Below are 14971 nucleotides of genomic sequence, written 5' to 3'. Positions count from 1 at the left end.
TCCCGAGCGCAAGCCAGGGACCCCTGGTCAGGCAGTCAGATCAGCGCCGATGGCATCGGAAACCGATGCGAAGCCGTCGCGGGCCAGCAGGGCCGCCAGTTCATCCTTGATGCGACGAATGAGCGGCGGGCCCTCGTAGACCATCGCGGAGTAGAGCTGCACCAGGGTCGCGCCTGCGCGGATCTTGGCATAGGCGTCGGCGCCGGAGCCGATCCCGCCACAACCGATCAGCGGGAACTGGCGCTCCGCCCGCTGTGCCGTCTTGCGCAGCACTTCCGTCGACAGGGCGGTGAGGGGGACACCCGACAGGCCGCCCGTTTCGCCCCGCCGCTGCGACCGCAGCGTCGCCGGCCGCGACAGGGTCGTGTTGCCAATGATGATGCCGTCGAGTTTGAGGTCCCGGCAGACGAATACGATGTCGTCGAGGTCGTCGTCGGTCGCGTCGGGCGCGATCTTGACCACGAGGGGCACCGGCTTGGCCGCGATCGCGTCCTGCACGCGCTTGAGCAGGCCGGCGAGCTCGGTGCGGCCCTGCAGATTGCGCAGCCCCGGGGTGTTGGGCGAGGAGACGTTGCAGACGAGGTAGTCGGCGTAGGGTGCCAGTGCGACGCACCCGGTCACGTAGTCGGCGGCCCGGTCGGTGCTGTCCTTGTTGGCGCCGATGTTGACGCCGACGAAGCCCCGCCGCGGGCGGGCGGCGAGACGGGCACGGGCAGCCTCCAGCCCGTGGCCGGGAAAGCCCATCCGGTTGATGACACCGCGATCCTCGGGCAGCCGGAACAGGCGGGGGCGCGGATTGCCCTCCTGCGGCCGCGGCGTGACGCTGCCGATCTCCACCAGCCCGAAGCCCTGCGCCAGCATCGCGTCTGCCACCTCGGCATTCTTGTCGAAGCCGGCGGCGAGGCCGATCGGGTTGGGCAGGGAGCGGCCCCAGATGCGGGTCGCGAGGGACGGCGGATCCGCACGCCGGTCGCCGGGCAGCAGCCCGCTCTTCAGGGCGCGGATCGCCATGCCATGCGCGGTCTCGGCATCGAGACGGGAGAGGGCGAGATCGAGGAGCGAGTACCAGACGGCCATTGCCGTCTGGTTAGCAGAGGTTCCCTGTGGAGCGCTTGCGGGAGTGCCGGGGCGCTAGAAGCGGCCCGAACCACCGCCCTGGTTGGGGCGGAGAGCGGGCGAGTCCGAAAAGATGACCATGAACAGCTCACGGAAGAGCTGACCGATCCGCGGGTCGTCGGGACCGGACGCGGGAGTCCAGGCCGTCGTCTCCGACATCGTCATGTCGTTACGGCAATAGATGGCATAGACGTTGAAGATGCCGGGCTTGCCCGGCTTGAAGCGCGTGGTGCCCTTGCAGACCGAATCGCTGTTGAGATCGTTCGCGGGATCGAAGACCAGCATGAGACGGTAATCCGGACGCGGCTTCTCAGCCGGCGTCTCGTAGGTGAAGGTCAGCCGGGGCATCGGCTTGGCGGCCTGCATCATCGGCAGCATGTCGCGGGCCACGATCGCAGGGTCGACCCCGGGGAAGGGATTGCCGGCGATAACGACCTGGAAGTTCTTGCCGTCGGTCGCGGCGAAAAACTCGCGGTAGTCGTACTGAACGGCATAGTAGGTCCCGCCGATCGTGGCCGCGTAGGCCGCGGCGGGGAGGGCGGCGACCGCCAGCAGGGCGGCGGCAATCTTGGACTTGAAACGCATGAGGGTAGCCTCCTCCCAAAATTATAGCCCGATCCTAAGGCCCCGACACCGACACGGGATGTCACATTATTGCGCGCGGACCGTCAGGCTGCCGTAAGGTGACTAGACGTCGAGATCGCGCGCCAGACGCGCGTTTTCCTGGATGAACGCGTAGCGCTTTTCCGGCTTCCGGCCCATCAGGTCCTCGACCAGCGTCCGCGTCCGCATCTCCTCGCGGCGGTCGTCCGGGCCGCTGCCCGCGGCCGTCGGTACGTCGACCTTGAGCAGGACGCGCTTGCTCGGGTCCATGGTGGTCTCGCGCAGATGCACCGACTGCATTTCGCCGAGGCCCTTGAAGCGGGTGATGTCGGCCTTGCCGTTGAACACGGTGCGCACCAGTTCGTCCTTCTGGGCGTCGTCTTGGGCGTACTCGGTGCGCCCGCCCTTGCTGATCCGGTAGAGCGGCGGCTGGGCGAGGAACAGATGGCCGTTCTCGATCAGCTTCGGCATCTCGCGATAGAAGAACGTCATCAGCAGGGAGGCGATGTGCGCACCATCGACGTCGGCGTCGGTCATGATGATGACCCGCTCGTAGCGCAGCCGGTCGTCGTTGTAGTTGGCGCCCGCGCCGCAGCCCAGCGCCTGGATCAGGTCCTGGATCTCCTGGTTCTCGCGCATCTTCTCGGAACTGGCGCTGGCGACGTTCAGGATCTTGCCGCGTAGCGGCAGGATGGCCTGGGTCTCGCGGTTGCGCGCGGCCTTCGCGGAGCCGCCGGCCGAATCACCCTCGACCAGGAAAATCTCGGTGCCGATCGAGGCGGAGCTGGAGCAGTCGGCCAGCTTGCCCGGCAGGCGCAGCTTGCGCGTCGCGGTCTTGCGCTGCTGCTCGCGGTCCTGCCGGCGCCGCAGCCGTTCCTCGGCCTTGGCGACGACATGCTCGAGCAGCACGTTGCCGGCTTCCTTGTCGCCGATAAGCCAATGCTCGAAGTTGTCGCCGACGATCGTCTCGACAATCTTGGTCGCCTCGACGCTGACCAGCTTTTCCTTGGTCTGCCCCTGGAACTGCGGCTGCTCGATGAAGACCGAGACGAGGGCGAGGGAGCCCTCGATCACATCGTCGGCGGTGATGATCGAGCCCTTGCGATTGCCGGTCAGCTCGGCATAGCGCTTGAGGCCGCGCACCAGCGCGCTGCGGAAACCCGATTCGTGCGTGCCGCCCTCGGAGGTCGGCACGGTGTTGCAGTAGGAACGGACGAAGCCTTCCTCGTCGTTCGGCCACCATACGGCCCACTCGACCTTGCCGCTGCCGTCGCCCTTGGCCTCGCCGGCAAAGGGCTGCGGCACGACGGTGCCGCGTTGCCCGATCTCCGAGGTGACGTAGTCCTTGAGGCCGCCGGGGAAATGGAACGTCTCTTCCTCGGGGATATCGCCGCTCTTCGGCAGCAGGGACTTGTCGCATTTCCAGCGGATCTCGACGCCGCGGAACAGGTAGGCCTTGGAGCGCACCATGCGATAGAGGCGCTCGGGCACGAACAGCTGCTTGCCGAAGATCTCGGGATCGGGATGGAAGGTGACGGTGGTGCCGCGCCGGTTGGGGGCGGGGCCGGCCGGCTTCAGCTTCGAGACCGGGAGCCCGCGCGAGAAGCTCTGGGTCCAGGCCTGGCGGTCGCGCGCGACCTCGACGACGAGATCGTCCGACAGGGCGTTCACGACCGAGGCGCCAACGCCGTGCAGGCCGCCCGAGGTGGCGTAAACCTTGCTGTTGAACTTGCCGCCGGCGTGCAGGGTCGTGAGGATGACTTCCAGGGCCGACTTGTTCTTGAATTTCGGGTGGGGATCGACCGGCATGCCGCGACCATTGTCGCGGATCAGCACATAGTTTCCGGGCAGCATCTCCAGCCAGATCGTGTCGGCATGACCGGCGACGGCCTCGTCCATGGAGTTGTCGAGGATTTCGGCCACGAGATGATGCATGGCGCGTTCATCGGTGCCGCCGATATACATGCCGGGGCGCTTGCGGACGGGCTCCAGCCCTTCCAGCACTTCGATGTCCTGCGCCGTGTAGGAGTTATCCTTCGGACCCGCGGCACGCTTGCCGCCGCCAGACCGATCGAACAGATCGCCGTTTCGTGCCATGCCTGCTTCTTGTCTTTCCACGGCCGCGCGAGGGGATCGCTTGGTGGCCGGTTGGGCATGGGTATGGTAGCAAAACCGCACGAAATCAACCACATCCGGTGAGGAATAGATGTCCGAAAGTCGCCGCGATCCGATCGTAAGGACCGTTCCGCAGCCGGCGGACATGAACGGAAATGGCGACATTTTCGGCGGTTGGGTGCTGAGCCAGATGGATATCGCGGGCGGATCGCTCGCGGCCCGGGTGGCGAAGGGAAGGGTGGCAACGGTGGCCATCACCGCCATGACCTTCGTCGAGCCGATCAAGGTGGGGGACATGGTGTCGATCTATGGGGAAGTCGTGAAGGTCGGCCGCACGTCGATCACCATCGGCCTGGAAACCGTGGTGCAGCGCCGCCACGAGGAAACCGACATACGGGTCACCCACGGCACCTTCGTGTTCGTGGCGATCGACGGCGACGGCAAGCCGCGCCCGGTGCCGCAGGACGGACCCGGCCAGGTCGCCGTCGCATGAGGCGGCTCCTCCTTGCCATAACGGCCCTGCTGGCGACGCTGGCGCCGGCCGTGGCCTACGCCCATCCGCATATCGTCGTGCAGCAGGTGGTGCGGATGATCGCCAAGGACGGCAGGTACACCCATGTCGAAATCGAATGGCGTTTCGACCCGTATTCGAGCGAGGTCGAGATTCCGCTGATCGACGAGGACAAGAACGGCAAGTTCTCCGCCCGCGAGACCAAGCTCCTGCAAGACGAAATGATGCCGGAACTGGGCAAGTACGGCTACCTGAGCTGGATCAACACCGGCGCCAAGGACTTCCGCCCGCCGAAGCCACCGCAATTCTCCGCCCGCATCGACGATCCAGCGTCCTTCATCCCGCCGGAATGGGACCGCAATGCCGGCGACAACTCCGGCATGCCGATGCCGCCCAACAAGCGCGCCGACGGCGCCCAGGCGCCGCGCAAGCAGGGACCGCGCAACCTTGTCTACGTGATGCGTTTCGCGCTGCCCGAACCCTCGAAATTCGTCTCAATCGCGACCTTCGATCCCGAGGACTTCATCCGCATCGAGGTCGACAAGGCCTCGATCCAGGCCGGCTGCACCCTGGGCAAGCATCCGACCCACAAGGCCGAGTTCGTGCGCGGCTATCCCATCTTTGCCGACGTGGTGACATGCCAGCTTCCATGAGAACCTCTGCCTTTCGCTCGCCCCTGTTGTGGGTGGGATTGCTCCTGCTGGTCGCTCTCGGCGGGGCGCTGGTGTTCAGCGACAGTGTCGCCGAACTGGCGCGCTATTCGGCCGACTACCAGCGCCGCATCAACCAGGTCCTGTCGACGTCGCTGCGCGACGTGCAGTCCGGAACGGGATCGCTGGCGTTGTGGACCCTCGTCACGGTCTGCTTCGGCTACGGCGTGGTGCACACGCTGGGGCCGGGCCACGGCAAGGCGGTCGTCGTCGCCTACTTCCTCGACAGCACCCGTCCGCGGGCCTGGATCGAGGGCATCTTCGCCGGCGGCTGGATCGCCTTCACCCATACGCTGGCCGCACTGTTGCTGGCGGCCGCGCTGAAGCTGTCCTCGACGGTCGGTCTCTTCGGGGCGATGCGCGAGGTGCGCAACGTCGAGATCGTGTCCTACACGCTCATCCTGCTGGTGGGGCTGTGGCGGCTGTGGGCCGGCATCACGGGCAGGGTGCACGAGCACTGGCACGGCGATCACGACCACCACCATGGACACGGTCAAGCCCATGGCCACGGCCATGGCCACGATCACGGCCATTCGCACGGTCATGCCCACGACCACGGCCATCATCATCACCACGATCGCGAGCCGCCGCAGCGGACGATTGCCGGCTGGCTGCTGCTGACGGCGGCCGGCATCGCACCCTGCGCCGGCGCTTTGGTCATCATTCTGCTGTCGATCGCGCTGGACGTGCTGTGGGCGGGTGTCGTCGGCGTCATCGCCATCGCGATCGGCATGGCGGTCACACTGGCCGCCATCGGCATGGCCTCGATGGTGGCGCACCGGTTGATCATCGCCGAGGGGCGCTCACAGGAGATCGGGCGCTTCACCGCCATCGCCGCGTCGTTGATCGTCATCGCGACAGCCGGAACCCTTCTGCTGGGCTCGCTCGAGCGCTTCCTGCGCTGAGGCCCCGGGTGCCCGAGATCAAGGCGCCCAGCCGGTCCTCCAGGCCGTTGCTGGGCGTTCTCTTCATGTGCACGGCCTGCGCGCTGTTCCCGATCATGAACGGGCTGGTGAAGCTGCTGGCCGCCACCTACGATCCGCAGGAGATCGTCTGGTTCCGCATCGTCATGCACCTGGTGCTGGTCGCCGCGGTGTTCATGCCGCGCATGGGTCTCGGCCTGCTGCGCACGCGCCGCATCGGAACGCAGTTCGTCAGTTCCGTGATGATGATGCTTTCGACTCTGTTCTTTTTCTCGGCGGTGAAATCCATCCCGGTCGCGGAGGCGATCGCCGTCACCTTCGTGGCGCCGCTGGCGGTGGTGCTGCTGGCCTGGCCGTTGCTGGGCGAGCGCATCACCTTCTTCCGGATGGCCGCGGTGATCGTGGGCTTTGCCGGCGTCCTGATCGTGATCCGGCCAGGCAGTGCGGTGTTCCAGTGGCAGTCGCTGCTGCTGCTGGGGAGCGCCGTCTGCTACGCGATGTACCAGATCCTGATCAGGCGTCTCGCGGGTATCGACGCGCCGGCCACCTCGATCTTCTACAGCGTGCTGCTGGGCGCGATCATCATGTCCGCCTGGGTCCCTTTCCATTGGAGGACGCCGGCAAGCTGGAGCGACTGGGCGCTGCTCTGCTCGCTGGGTGCGCTGGGTGCCCTGGGCCACTACTGCGTCGCCAAGGCCATGACCTATGCCTCGGCAAACTTCGTGGCGCCGTTCAACTATACGCAGATGATCGGCTCGGTCATCGTGGGCTACCTGATGTTCGGCGAGGTGCCGGACTTCTACACCTGGCTCGGGACGGCGGTGGTCGTGGGCGCCGGGCTGATGGTGGGCTGGCAGGGACGCAAGCCGCAAAAAGCGTGAAGCCACCAGAAGGGGGAAACAGAATGCCGTATCTCGTTGCCGCCGACCTGCCGCCGGACCCCGCCGGCATTCGATTCGCGAAGCTCCTCGAACGACCGCAGATCCTCCGTATGCCGGGAGCCCACAACGGCATGGCCGCGCTCCAGGCGACTCGCGCGGGCTTCGAGGCGCTCTACCTCTCGGGCGCGGCCATGTCGTCGTCGATGGGCTTGCCGGACCTTGGCGTCATCACGGTCGACGAGGTGTGCTTCTTCATCCGCCAGGTGGTGCGCTCCTCGGGACTGCCGGTCCTGGTCGACGGGGACACGGGCTACGGCGAGGCGCTGAACGTGATGCACATGGTGCGGGCCTTCGAGGAGGCGGGCGCGGCCGCGGTCCATCTCGAGGACCAACTCCTGCCGAAGAAATGCGGCCACCTGAACAACAAGAAGCTCGCCGAACCGCACGACATGGCGGCCAAGGTCGCGGCAGCCCGAAAGGCCCGGCGGAACCTCTACATCATCGCACGAACCGATGCGGCGGCGAGCGAGGGTATAGACGGAGCCGTGGCGCGGGCGAAGCTCTACATGCAGGCGGGGGCCGACGCGATCTTCCCCGAGGCCCTGCACAACGCCGACATGTTTCGCGCCTTCGCCAAGGCCATGCCCGGCGTGAAGCTGCTCGCCAACATGACCGAGTTCGGCCGCACGCCGTTCTTCACGGCGTCGGAGTTCGAGGCGATGGGCTACGGCATGGTGATCTGGCCGGTCTCGGCCCTGCGGGCGGCGAACAAGGCGCAGGAAGGAGTCTACGCGGCCATCCGGCGAGACGGCGGAACCCAGAACGTCATTGATCGCATGCAGACCCGCCAGGAACTCTACGACACGATCCGCTATCACGAGTACGAGGCGCTCGACGCATCGCTGGTGAAGACCGTCGTGCCGCAGGGCATGCTGCAGCGGGGCTAAGCAGCGGTTACAGCCCCAGCGCCGACAGGTCCGGCGCGCGTTTGTGGAAGTCGGTCGCGTCCTGCAGGGCCTTGCCGATCTTCAGCACCGTGCCCTCGGCGTAGGGCTTGCCGAGCAGCTGGATACCGACGGGCAATCCCTTCGAGAAGCCGTTGGGCAGAGAGAGGCCGCAGAGGCCGAGATAGTTGCCGGGGCGCGTCATCAGCGAGATGGCGGGCGAGGTTTCGTCGACCTCGGCGACCGGGATCGCGCCCGAGGCCAGCGCAGGCGTCAGCAGCGCGTCGTAGGGTGCCAACCAGGCGTTGAACTCGGCCCGGCGGCCGGCCATGCGGCGCAGTTCCTCGGCGTAGAGGGCCGGGGCGAAGGTCTTGGCGGCCATCGCGCGGCCACGCACGCCGGCGCCGATCGGCTGGTTCATGTCCTCGATCCAGCCGCGATGCAGCGACCACAGCTCGGAAGCCGAGATCGAGCCCGCGCCGACGCCGAGATTGAAGTACCATTCGGGAATCTTCACCGGCTCCACGATGGCGCCGAGTTCTTCCAGCTTCTTTGCCGAAGCCTGCCAGGCTTCGATCACGTCGGCATGGCAGGTGGGCAACGCCGACGCGTCGGGCAGGGCGATGCGCATGCCCTTGATCGAGCCGCCTCTGGTCGAAGCGGTGAAATCCTCCAGCGGCTGATGCAATGTCGTCGGATCGCGCGGATCGGGTGCGGCGAGCGCGTTGAGCATCAGTGCGCAATCCTCGACCGAGCGTGTCATCGGACCGATCGAATCGAGCGTCCAGGACAGCAGCATCGTGCCGTGCAGGCTTATGCGGCCGAACGTGACCTTGAGGCCGACCAGGCCGTTGAAAGCGCAGGGGATGCGGACCGAACCGCCGGTGTCGCTGCCGATGCCGGCGGGCGTGAGGCGCGCCGCAACCGCGACGCCGGTGCCGCTCGACGAGCCACCCGGCGTGCGATGGGTCTCGAGGTCCCACGGGTTCCACGGCGTGCCCATGAGCGGATTGGTGCCCCAGCCGCCGAAGGCGAACTCCACCATATGCAGCTTGCCGAGCGGCACCATGCCGGCCGCGGTCAGGCGCTCCACGGTGTTAGAGGTCTCGGTGGCGACGCGCTTCTCCCACATCTTCGAGCCGCCCGTGCCGATGCGGCCGGCGATGTCGCAAAGATCCTTGTAGGCAATGGGCAGGCCATGCAGCGGCGGCAGCGGAAAGCCCGAGGCGCGCGCGGTGTCGGCGGCTTCGGCAAGCGTACGCGCTTCCTTGGCGTAGACTTCCGTGAACGCGTGCAGCTTTCCGTCGGCCTTCTCGATGCGGGCGAGCAGGGCCTCGACGATCTCGCGCGAGGAGAAGCGTTTGGCGGCTAGGCCGGCGGCGAGTTCAGTCAGCGTGAGTTCATGCAGGGACATCGTTCAGCCGCCTTCAGTAAGTTGCCCGTCCGCCGGAGAGATCGAAAGCCGCGCCCGTGGCGAAAGTGCAGTGGGAGGAGGCCAGCCAGGCCACCATCTCGGCCACTTCCTCGACCTCGCCGAACCGATTCATGGGAATCTTGGACAGCATGTAGTTGATGTGCTGCTCGGTCATCTGGCTGAACAACTCGGTCTTCACCACCGCCGGCGCGACGCAGTTCACCAGCACGCCGGTCGTAGCAAGTTCCTTGCCGAGCGACTTGGTGAAGCCGATCACGCCGGCCTTCGAGGCGGAGTAGGCGGAGGCGTTCGGATTGCCCTCCTTGCCGGCCACCGAGGCGATGTTGACGATACGGCCCCAGCCGCGCTGTACCATCCCGTCGACCACGACGCGGTTGGTCAGGAAGACCCCGGTCAGGTTGATGTCGATCACCTGCCGCCAGGCATCGACCGGATACTTCGCCACCGTCATGTTCGGGCCGGTGATGCCGGCGCTTGCCACCAGAATGTCAGGCGGCGCGAGCAGTTTCTCGGTCTCGGCGAGGGCCTTGGCGACGTCGGTTTCGCTCGTCACATCGACAGCAATGGCGACGGCGCCCTTCAGCGCGGCCGCCGACTGCCGGGTGCGCTCGAGATCACGGTCCCACAGGGCCACCCGGCCGCCGCCTGCCGTTATTTTTGCCGCGCAGGCGAGGCCGATCCCACGCGCGCCACCCGTTACGATCGCGGTGCGGCCCCTGAACAGTTCGGCCTCCATGCCGTCCTCCCAAATCCTTGAATTATCTTGCGATTCCTACCATATCGGCGCGCCGAGGCATCCGCTACACTGAGCGCTTCGGCGTTCCGAGTCTTGCGGGAGTTTCATGTCTTCGCCCATGCCGGCGTCCATCGACGCCACCGTCGAGTTGCTGAAAGGCGGCGACTATATCGCCGACCGCAGCCTCGCCACCGTCCTCTATCTCGCCCTCAAGCTCGGGCGGCCCCTGTTCTGCGAAGGCGAGGCGGGTGTCGGCAAGACCGAGATCGCCAAGGTCCTGTCCGACACGCTGAAGCGGCCTCTGATCCGCCTGCAGTGCTACGAGGGCCTCGATGTCGCCTCCGCGGTCTACGAGTGGAACTACGCCCGCCAGATGATCGAGATCCGCCTCGCCGAGGCGCAGGGCGTACATGACCGCAGCGAACTCTCGGCCGACATCTTCGACGAGAAGTTCCTGATCCGCCGTCCGCTGCTCGAGGCGCTGCAGCCGCATGTCGGCGGTGCCCCGATCCTGTTGATCGACGAGCTGGACCGCACCGACGAGCCGTTCGAGGCCTACCTGCTCGAGGTCCTGTCGGACTTCCAGGTGACGATCCCGGAACTCGGCACGATCAAGGCGGCGGAACGGCCGATCGTCATCATCACCTCGAACCGCACGCGCGAGATTCACGACGCGCTGAAGCGGCGCTGTTTCTATCACTGGGTCGACTATCCGGACCTCAAGCGCGAGCTGGAGATCCTCAAGGTGAAGGCGCCGGGCGCCAGCGAGCGCCTGTCCCGCCAGGTCGTGGGCTTCGTGCAGGAGCTGCGCAAGCTCGACCTGTTCAAGGCGCCGGGCGTTGCGGAAACGATCGACTGGTCGACGGCTCTGTCCGAACTCGACGTGCTCGATCTCGATCCACGGACGATCAACGACACGCTGGGCGTTCTGCTCAAGTACCAGGACGACATCCAGCGCCTGCAGGGCTCGGAAGCGGCCGAAATCCTGCGCAAGGTGAAGTCCGACATCGCCGCCCAGCCGCTCGGCTGAGCGGCAGGATGGACGCGCTGCCCGAAACATCGGCGAGGCCTGAGCCGCGCGGCGGCAAGCTTGCCAGCAACATCGTGCACTTCGCGCGGACCTTGCGCACGGCCGGGCTGCGCGTCGGGCCGGGGCAGATCCTGCGTGCGATCGAAGCGGTGGAGGCGGCGGGGCTGCGCAATCGCGACGATTTCTACTGGACGCTTCATTCGGTGTTCGTGAACCGCCGCGACCAGCGCGAGATCTTCGACCAGGCGTTCCACGTCTACTGGCGCAATCCGCGCCTGCTCGAGAAGATGATGGACATGCTGCTACCCCAGATCGGCGTGCCGGCCGAGCAGGACAAGGGCAAACAGCTCAGCCGGCGCCTGCAGGAAGCTCTGCAGCCGGGGCAGGGCGAGGCGCCGGAGCAGTCCGAGGAGCCGCCGGAAGTCGAGGTCGAGGCGACCTTCACCGTGTCGGACCGCGAAGTCCTGCAGACGCGCGACTTCGAGCAGATGTCGCAGGCCGAGATCGACGCCGCGCTGCGCGCCATCGCGCGGCTGCGCCTGCCGGTACCGGAGCGGCGCACGCGCCGTTACCAGCCGGCGCGTCGCGGGCCGCGGATCGACTTCCGCGCCTCCCTGCGCCGCGCCATGCGTCCGGAAGGGCTGACGGAGCTGTCACGGCGCGAACCGCGCCGCCGGCCGCCGCCGCTGGTCATCCTGTGCGACATCTCCGGGTCGATGGCCCGCTACACGCGGATGTTCCTGCATTTCATGCACGCCATCACCAACGATCGCGACCGGGTCTATTGCTTCACCTTCGGCACACGCCTGTCGAACGTGACGCGGGCGCTGCGCAATCGCGACGTCGACATCGCCTTGCAGAAGGCCTCGGCGCAGGTCGAGGACTGGTCGGGCGGCACGCGCATCGGCCAGGCGCTGCACGAGTTCAACAACAAGTGGTCGCGCCGCGTGCTGGGGCAGGGGGCGGTCGTTCTCCTCATCACCGACGGGCTCGATCGCGAGGGCGCGTCCGGCCTGGATGAGGAAATGGAACGCCTGCATAAGTCCTGCTCACGCATGATCTGGCTCAACCCGCTCTTGCGGTACGGGGGCTACGAGCCCAAATCTCAGGGCAACAAGGCCATGCTGCCGCATGTCGACGAGTTCCGGCCGGTCCACAATCTGGAAAGCCTGTCGGGCCTCATCGAAGCCCTCGGATCGAGCGCCGTCGGCGCCGACCGGCGCCTGGCGGGATGGCAGACCGACCTTCGCAAGGAGTAGACCATGAGCGACGCGCTGGAAGTTCTCGACCAGGTCGGCAAGTGGAAGGCCGACGGCAAGGGCGTCGCCGTCGCCACCGTGATCGTCACCTGGGGATCCTCGCCGCGCCCCGTCGGCAGCCAGCTCGGCGTCGATGATGCCGGCAACATGGTGGGCTCGGTCTCCGGCGGCTGCATCGAGGGTGCCGTCGTCAAGGAGGCGCTCGACGCCATCAAGGACGGCAAGCCCCGCCTGCTCGATTTCGGCGTCACCGACGAGCAGGCCTGGGATGTCGGCCTCGCCTGCGGCGGCAAGGTCCAGGTCTTCGTCGAGAAGGTGAACTGATGAAGACCGAAACCCTCGCCGCGCTCCAGGAGGCGCGCACCAAGCGTCGCGCGGTCACGCTCGCCACGCGTCTCAGCGATGCGGCGGAAGCACTGGTCTATCGCGACGACGCCAGGGGCGAACTGTCGGGCGATGCCGCGATCGTCGCGGCCGCGCAGCGCGCCATGGATATCGGCAAGAGCGAGACAATCGATGTCGGCGGCGCCAAGATCTTCCTGAACGTCTACGTGCCGCCGCCGCGGTTGATCATCGTCGGCGCCGTGCACATCGCGCAGTCGCTGGCACCGATGGCGGCCATGCTCGAGTTCGACGTCACGGTCGTCGATCCGCGCGGCGCCTGGGCCACCACCCAGCGCTTCCCGGGCGTGAAGGTGATCCAGGACTGGGCGGACGAGGCGTTCCAGGCCATGGGGCTCGACAGTTCGACCGCCATCGTGACGCTGACTCACGATCCCAAGCTGGACGATCCGGCCCTCGAATCGGCGCTTAAGTCCGACGTTTTCTATGTCGGTGCGCTCGGCAGTCGGCGCACACATGCCAAGCGCAAGGAGCGCCTGGCCGAGGTCGGCATCACCGAGGAGATGTTCGCCCGCGTCCATGGGCCGGTTGGCCTCAACATCGGCGCGAAGTCGCCGGCCGAGATCGCCGTGTCGATCCTGGGCCAGATCATCGAGGTGCGGGCGCGCCGTCTCGAAGCGCTGTCGGCGCCGAAGGTCGCGGCAGCGTGAGATTCGGCGAGACACCGATCGACGAGGCCGCCGGCGCCATCCTGGCGCACAGCTGGCGCGCGAACGGCGTCAATTTCTCGAAGGGCCGCATCCTCTCGGATGAGGATATCGCGCGCCTGAAGCAAGCCGGTGTCTCGACCGTGGTCGCCGCGCGACTCGACGCCGACGACATGCATGAGGACGAGGCGGCCGCAACGGTCGCCAGAGCGCTCGCGGGCGAGGGGATCGATGTCACGGCGGCCTTTACCGGCCGCTGCAATCATTTCGCCCGCGAGGCCGGACTGGCGGTGCTCGACCAGGAGCGCATCGACGCGCTGAACGAACTGGACGAGTCCGTGACGGTCGCGACCCTGCCGCCCTTCGCCCGGGTCGAACCGCGCCAGATGGTGGCGACTGTGAAGATCATTCCCTACGGCGCGCCGAAAGCCGCCGTGGCCCGCGCCGTCGATGTCGCGAAGGCCGCGAACCGGCCGATGATCTCGGTCGCGCCGTTCCACGCGATGCGCGCCGGTCTCGTTCAGACGAAGCTCCCGGGCACGCGCGACAAGGTTCTCGACAAGGCCGTCGGCACGACGACCAAGCGCCTGACCTCGCTCGGCAGCACGCTCAACGGCGAGCGTCGCGTCGCCCACGACGCAAAGGCCATCGCGGACGCCCTGGCGGAGCTGAAGGCCGAGGGCTGCGACCTCTTTCTGATCGCCGGCGCGTCGGCCATCGTCGATCGCAACGACGTGGTGCCGGCCGGCATCGAGGCGGCGGGCGGCAAGGTCATCCATTTCGGGATGCCGGTCGATCCCGGCAATCTGCTGCTCACGGCGGAACTCGACGGCAAGCCGGTGCTCGGCCTGCCGGGCTGCGCCAAGTCGCCCAAGTATAACGGCTTCGACATGGTGCTGGAGCGGCTGGCCGCGCGCCTGCCGGTCGGCCGCGCCGAGATCGTGCGCATGGGCTCGGGCGGCCTGCTGGCGGAAATTCCCAGCCGGCCGCAGCCGCGCGACGAGACGGACTCGGAGGAGGCGGGCCCGCAGCAGGCGCCGCGCGTGGCGGTGCTGGTGCTGGCGGCCGGCCGCTCGACGCGCATGGGCGGGCCGAACAAGCTGCTGGCCGAAGCCGAAGGCGCGCCGCTGGTCGTCCATGCGGTGAAGGCGGCGCTCGCCTCGCAGGCGGTCGAGGTCGTCGTGGTGCTGGGCCACATGGCCGACGATGTCCGTGCGGCGGTCGAGAAGGCGGTCCAGCCGCGCTCGCGCGTGCGCTTCGTCACCAATCCGGATTTCGCCCAAGGCCTCAGTACCTCGGTCCGGGCCGGCATCGGCGCGTTGCCGACGACGGTCGATGCGGCGGTGGTCCAACTGGGCGACATGCCGGGCGTCGGGGCGCCGCTCCTCAATCGCCTGATGGCCGCCTTCAGCCCCGTCGAGGGGCGCGCGATCTGCGTGCCGACGGTGGGCGGCAAGCGCGGCAATCCGGTGCTGTGGGCGCGGCGCTTCTTTCCCGAGATGGCGAAGCTGTCGGGCGACAGCGGTGCCAAGCATCTGATCGGCGAACATGCCGATCTCGTCTGTGAGGTCGAGATGACCGGCGAGGCCGCCATCACCGACATCGACACGCCCGAGGCACTGGCCGCCTGGCGGGCGCGGAGCACTGCATGAGTTTTTC

General features: G+C 67.3%; 15 protein-coding genes. 10 read left to right on the top strand and 5 right to left on the bottom strand.

All coding sequences use genetic code 11. From position 1 onward, the window contains the following. Positions 1–27 precede the first annotated feature (27 nt). From LJ725_RS01490 to parE, 3 genes are all read right to left on the bottom strand, one after another. The gene (locus LJ725_RS01490; protein ID WP_230548848.1) at positions 28–1077 is read right to left on the bottom strand and encodes a quinone-dependent dihydroorotate dehydrogenase; all 1050 of its coding nucleotides are present in this window, start codon (positions 1075–1077) and stop codon (positions 28–30) included. A gap of 54 nt (positions 1078–1131) precedes the next feature. Beyond that, entirely contained in the window at positions 1132–1701 is a 570-nt protein-coding gene (locus tag LJ725_RS01485) for a hypothetical protein (protein ID WP_230548847.1), read from the bottom strand. A gap of 102 nt (positions 1702–1803) precedes the next feature. After that, the gene (gene parE, locus LJ725_RS01480) at positions 1804–3816 is read right to left on the bottom strand and encodes a DNA topoisomerase IV subunit B (protein ID WP_230548846.1); all 2013 of its coding nucleotides are present in this window, start codon (positions 3814–3816) and stop codon (positions 1804–1806) included. Positions 3817–3925: 109 nt separating this feature from the next. Here parE and LJ725_RS01475 point away from each other — a divergent pair, with 109 nt between their 5' ends. The 5 genes from LJ725_RS01475 to prpB are packed head-to-tail and all read left to right on the top strand — an operon-like array spanning position 3926 to position 7806. After that, entirely contained in the window at positions 3926–4327 is a 402-nt protein-coding gene (locus LJ725_RS01475; protein WP_230548845.1) for an acyl-CoA thioesterase, read from the top strand. Further along, positions 4324–4998 (top strand): DUF1007 family protein, encoded by a 675-nt coding sequence (locus LJ725_RS01470; protein WP_230548844.1) that lies wholly within the window; start codon positions 4324–4326, stop codon positions 4996–4998. Before LJ725_RS01475 ends, LJ725_RS01470 begins: the two co-directional genes overlap by 4 nt. Continuing rightward, positions 4995–5960, top strand: a complete 966-nt coding sequence (locus tag LJ725_RS01465) for a HoxN/HupN/NixA family nickel/cobalt transporter (RefSeq protein ID WP_230548843.1) — start codon at positions 4995–4997, stop codon at positions 5958–5960. The genes LJ725_RS01470 and LJ725_RS01465 overlap by 4 nt, the downstream gene beginning before the upstream one ends. Before the next feature lie 8 nt (positions 5961–5968). Continuing rightward, positions 5969–6859, top strand: coding sequence for a DMT family transporter (locus LJ725_RS01460; RefSeq protein WP_230548842.1), 891 nt, complete (start codon positions 5969–5971; stop codon positions 6857–6859). Between the two features lie 23 nt (positions 6860–6882). Next, the gene (gene prpB / locus LJ725_RS01455; RefSeq protein WP_230548841.1) at positions 6883–7806 is read left to right on the top strand and encodes a methylisocitrate lyase; all 924 of its coding nucleotides are present in this window, start codon (positions 6883–6885) and stop codon (positions 7804–7806) included. 7 nt (positions 7807–7813) lie between these two features. On the opposite strand, the gene LJ725_RS01450 is transcribed toward prpB, so the two are convergent. Next, positions 7814–9217, bottom strand: a complete 1404-nt coding sequence (locus tag LJ725_RS01450) for an amidase (RefSeq protein ID WP_230548840.1) — start codon at positions 9215–9217, stop codon at positions 7814–7816. 13 nt (positions 9218–9230) lie between these two features. Next, positions 9231–9974: an SDR family NAD(P)-dependent oxidoreductase gene (locus LJ725_RS01445; protein ID WP_230548839.1), complete on the bottom strand. Its 744-nt coding sequence runs from the start codon at positions 9972–9974 to the stop codon at positions 9231–9233. 106 nt (positions 9975–10080) lie between these two features. Here LJ725_RS01445 and LJ725_RS01440 point away from each other — a divergent pair, with 106 nt between their 5' ends. The 5 genes from LJ725_RS01440 to LJ725_RS01420 are packed head-to-tail and all read left to right on the top strand — an operon-like array spanning position 10081 to position 14964. Then, positions 10081–11004 (top strand): AAA family ATPase, encoded by a 924-nt coding sequence (locus tag LJ725_RS01440; protein ID WP_230548838.1) that lies wholly within the window; start codon positions 10081–10083, stop codon positions 11002–11004. A gap of 8 nt (positions 11005–11012) precedes the next feature. Further along, entirely contained in the window at positions 11013–12263 is a 1251-nt protein-coding gene (locus tag LJ725_RS01435) for a vWA domain-containing protein (protein WP_230548837.1), read from the top strand. A 3-nt stretch (positions 12264–12266) separates the two neighbouring features. Continuing rightward, positions 12267–12587, top strand: a complete 321-nt coding sequence (locus LJ725_RS01430) for an XdhC family protein (protein WP_230548836.1) — start codon at positions 12267–12269, stop codon at positions 12585–12587. After that, entirely contained in the window at positions 12587–13315 is a 729-nt protein-coding gene (locus LJ725_RS01425; RefSeq protein ID WP_230548835.1) for an XdhC family protein, read from the top strand. The genes LJ725_RS01430 and LJ725_RS01425 overlap by 1 nt, the downstream gene beginning before the upstream one ends. After that, on the top strand, positions 13312–14964 hold the full coding sequence (locus LJ725_RS01420) for an NTP transferase domain-containing protein (protein ID WP_230548834.1): 1653 nt from the start codon (positions 13312–13314) through the stop codon (positions 14962–14964). The genes LJ725_RS01425 and LJ725_RS01420 overlap by 4 nt, the downstream gene beginning before the upstream one ends. Positions 14965–14971 lie beyond the last annotated feature (7 nt).

Source organism: Reyranella aquatilis, assembly GCF_020880995.1.
Taxonomy (GTDB): domain Bacteria; phylum Pseudomonadota; class Alphaproteobacteria; order Reyranellales; family Reyranellaceae; genus Reyranella; species Reyranella aquatilis.
The sequence above is the reverse complement of the archived record's forward strand: the minus strand, read 5'-3'. Positions and strand labels throughout refer to the sequence as shown.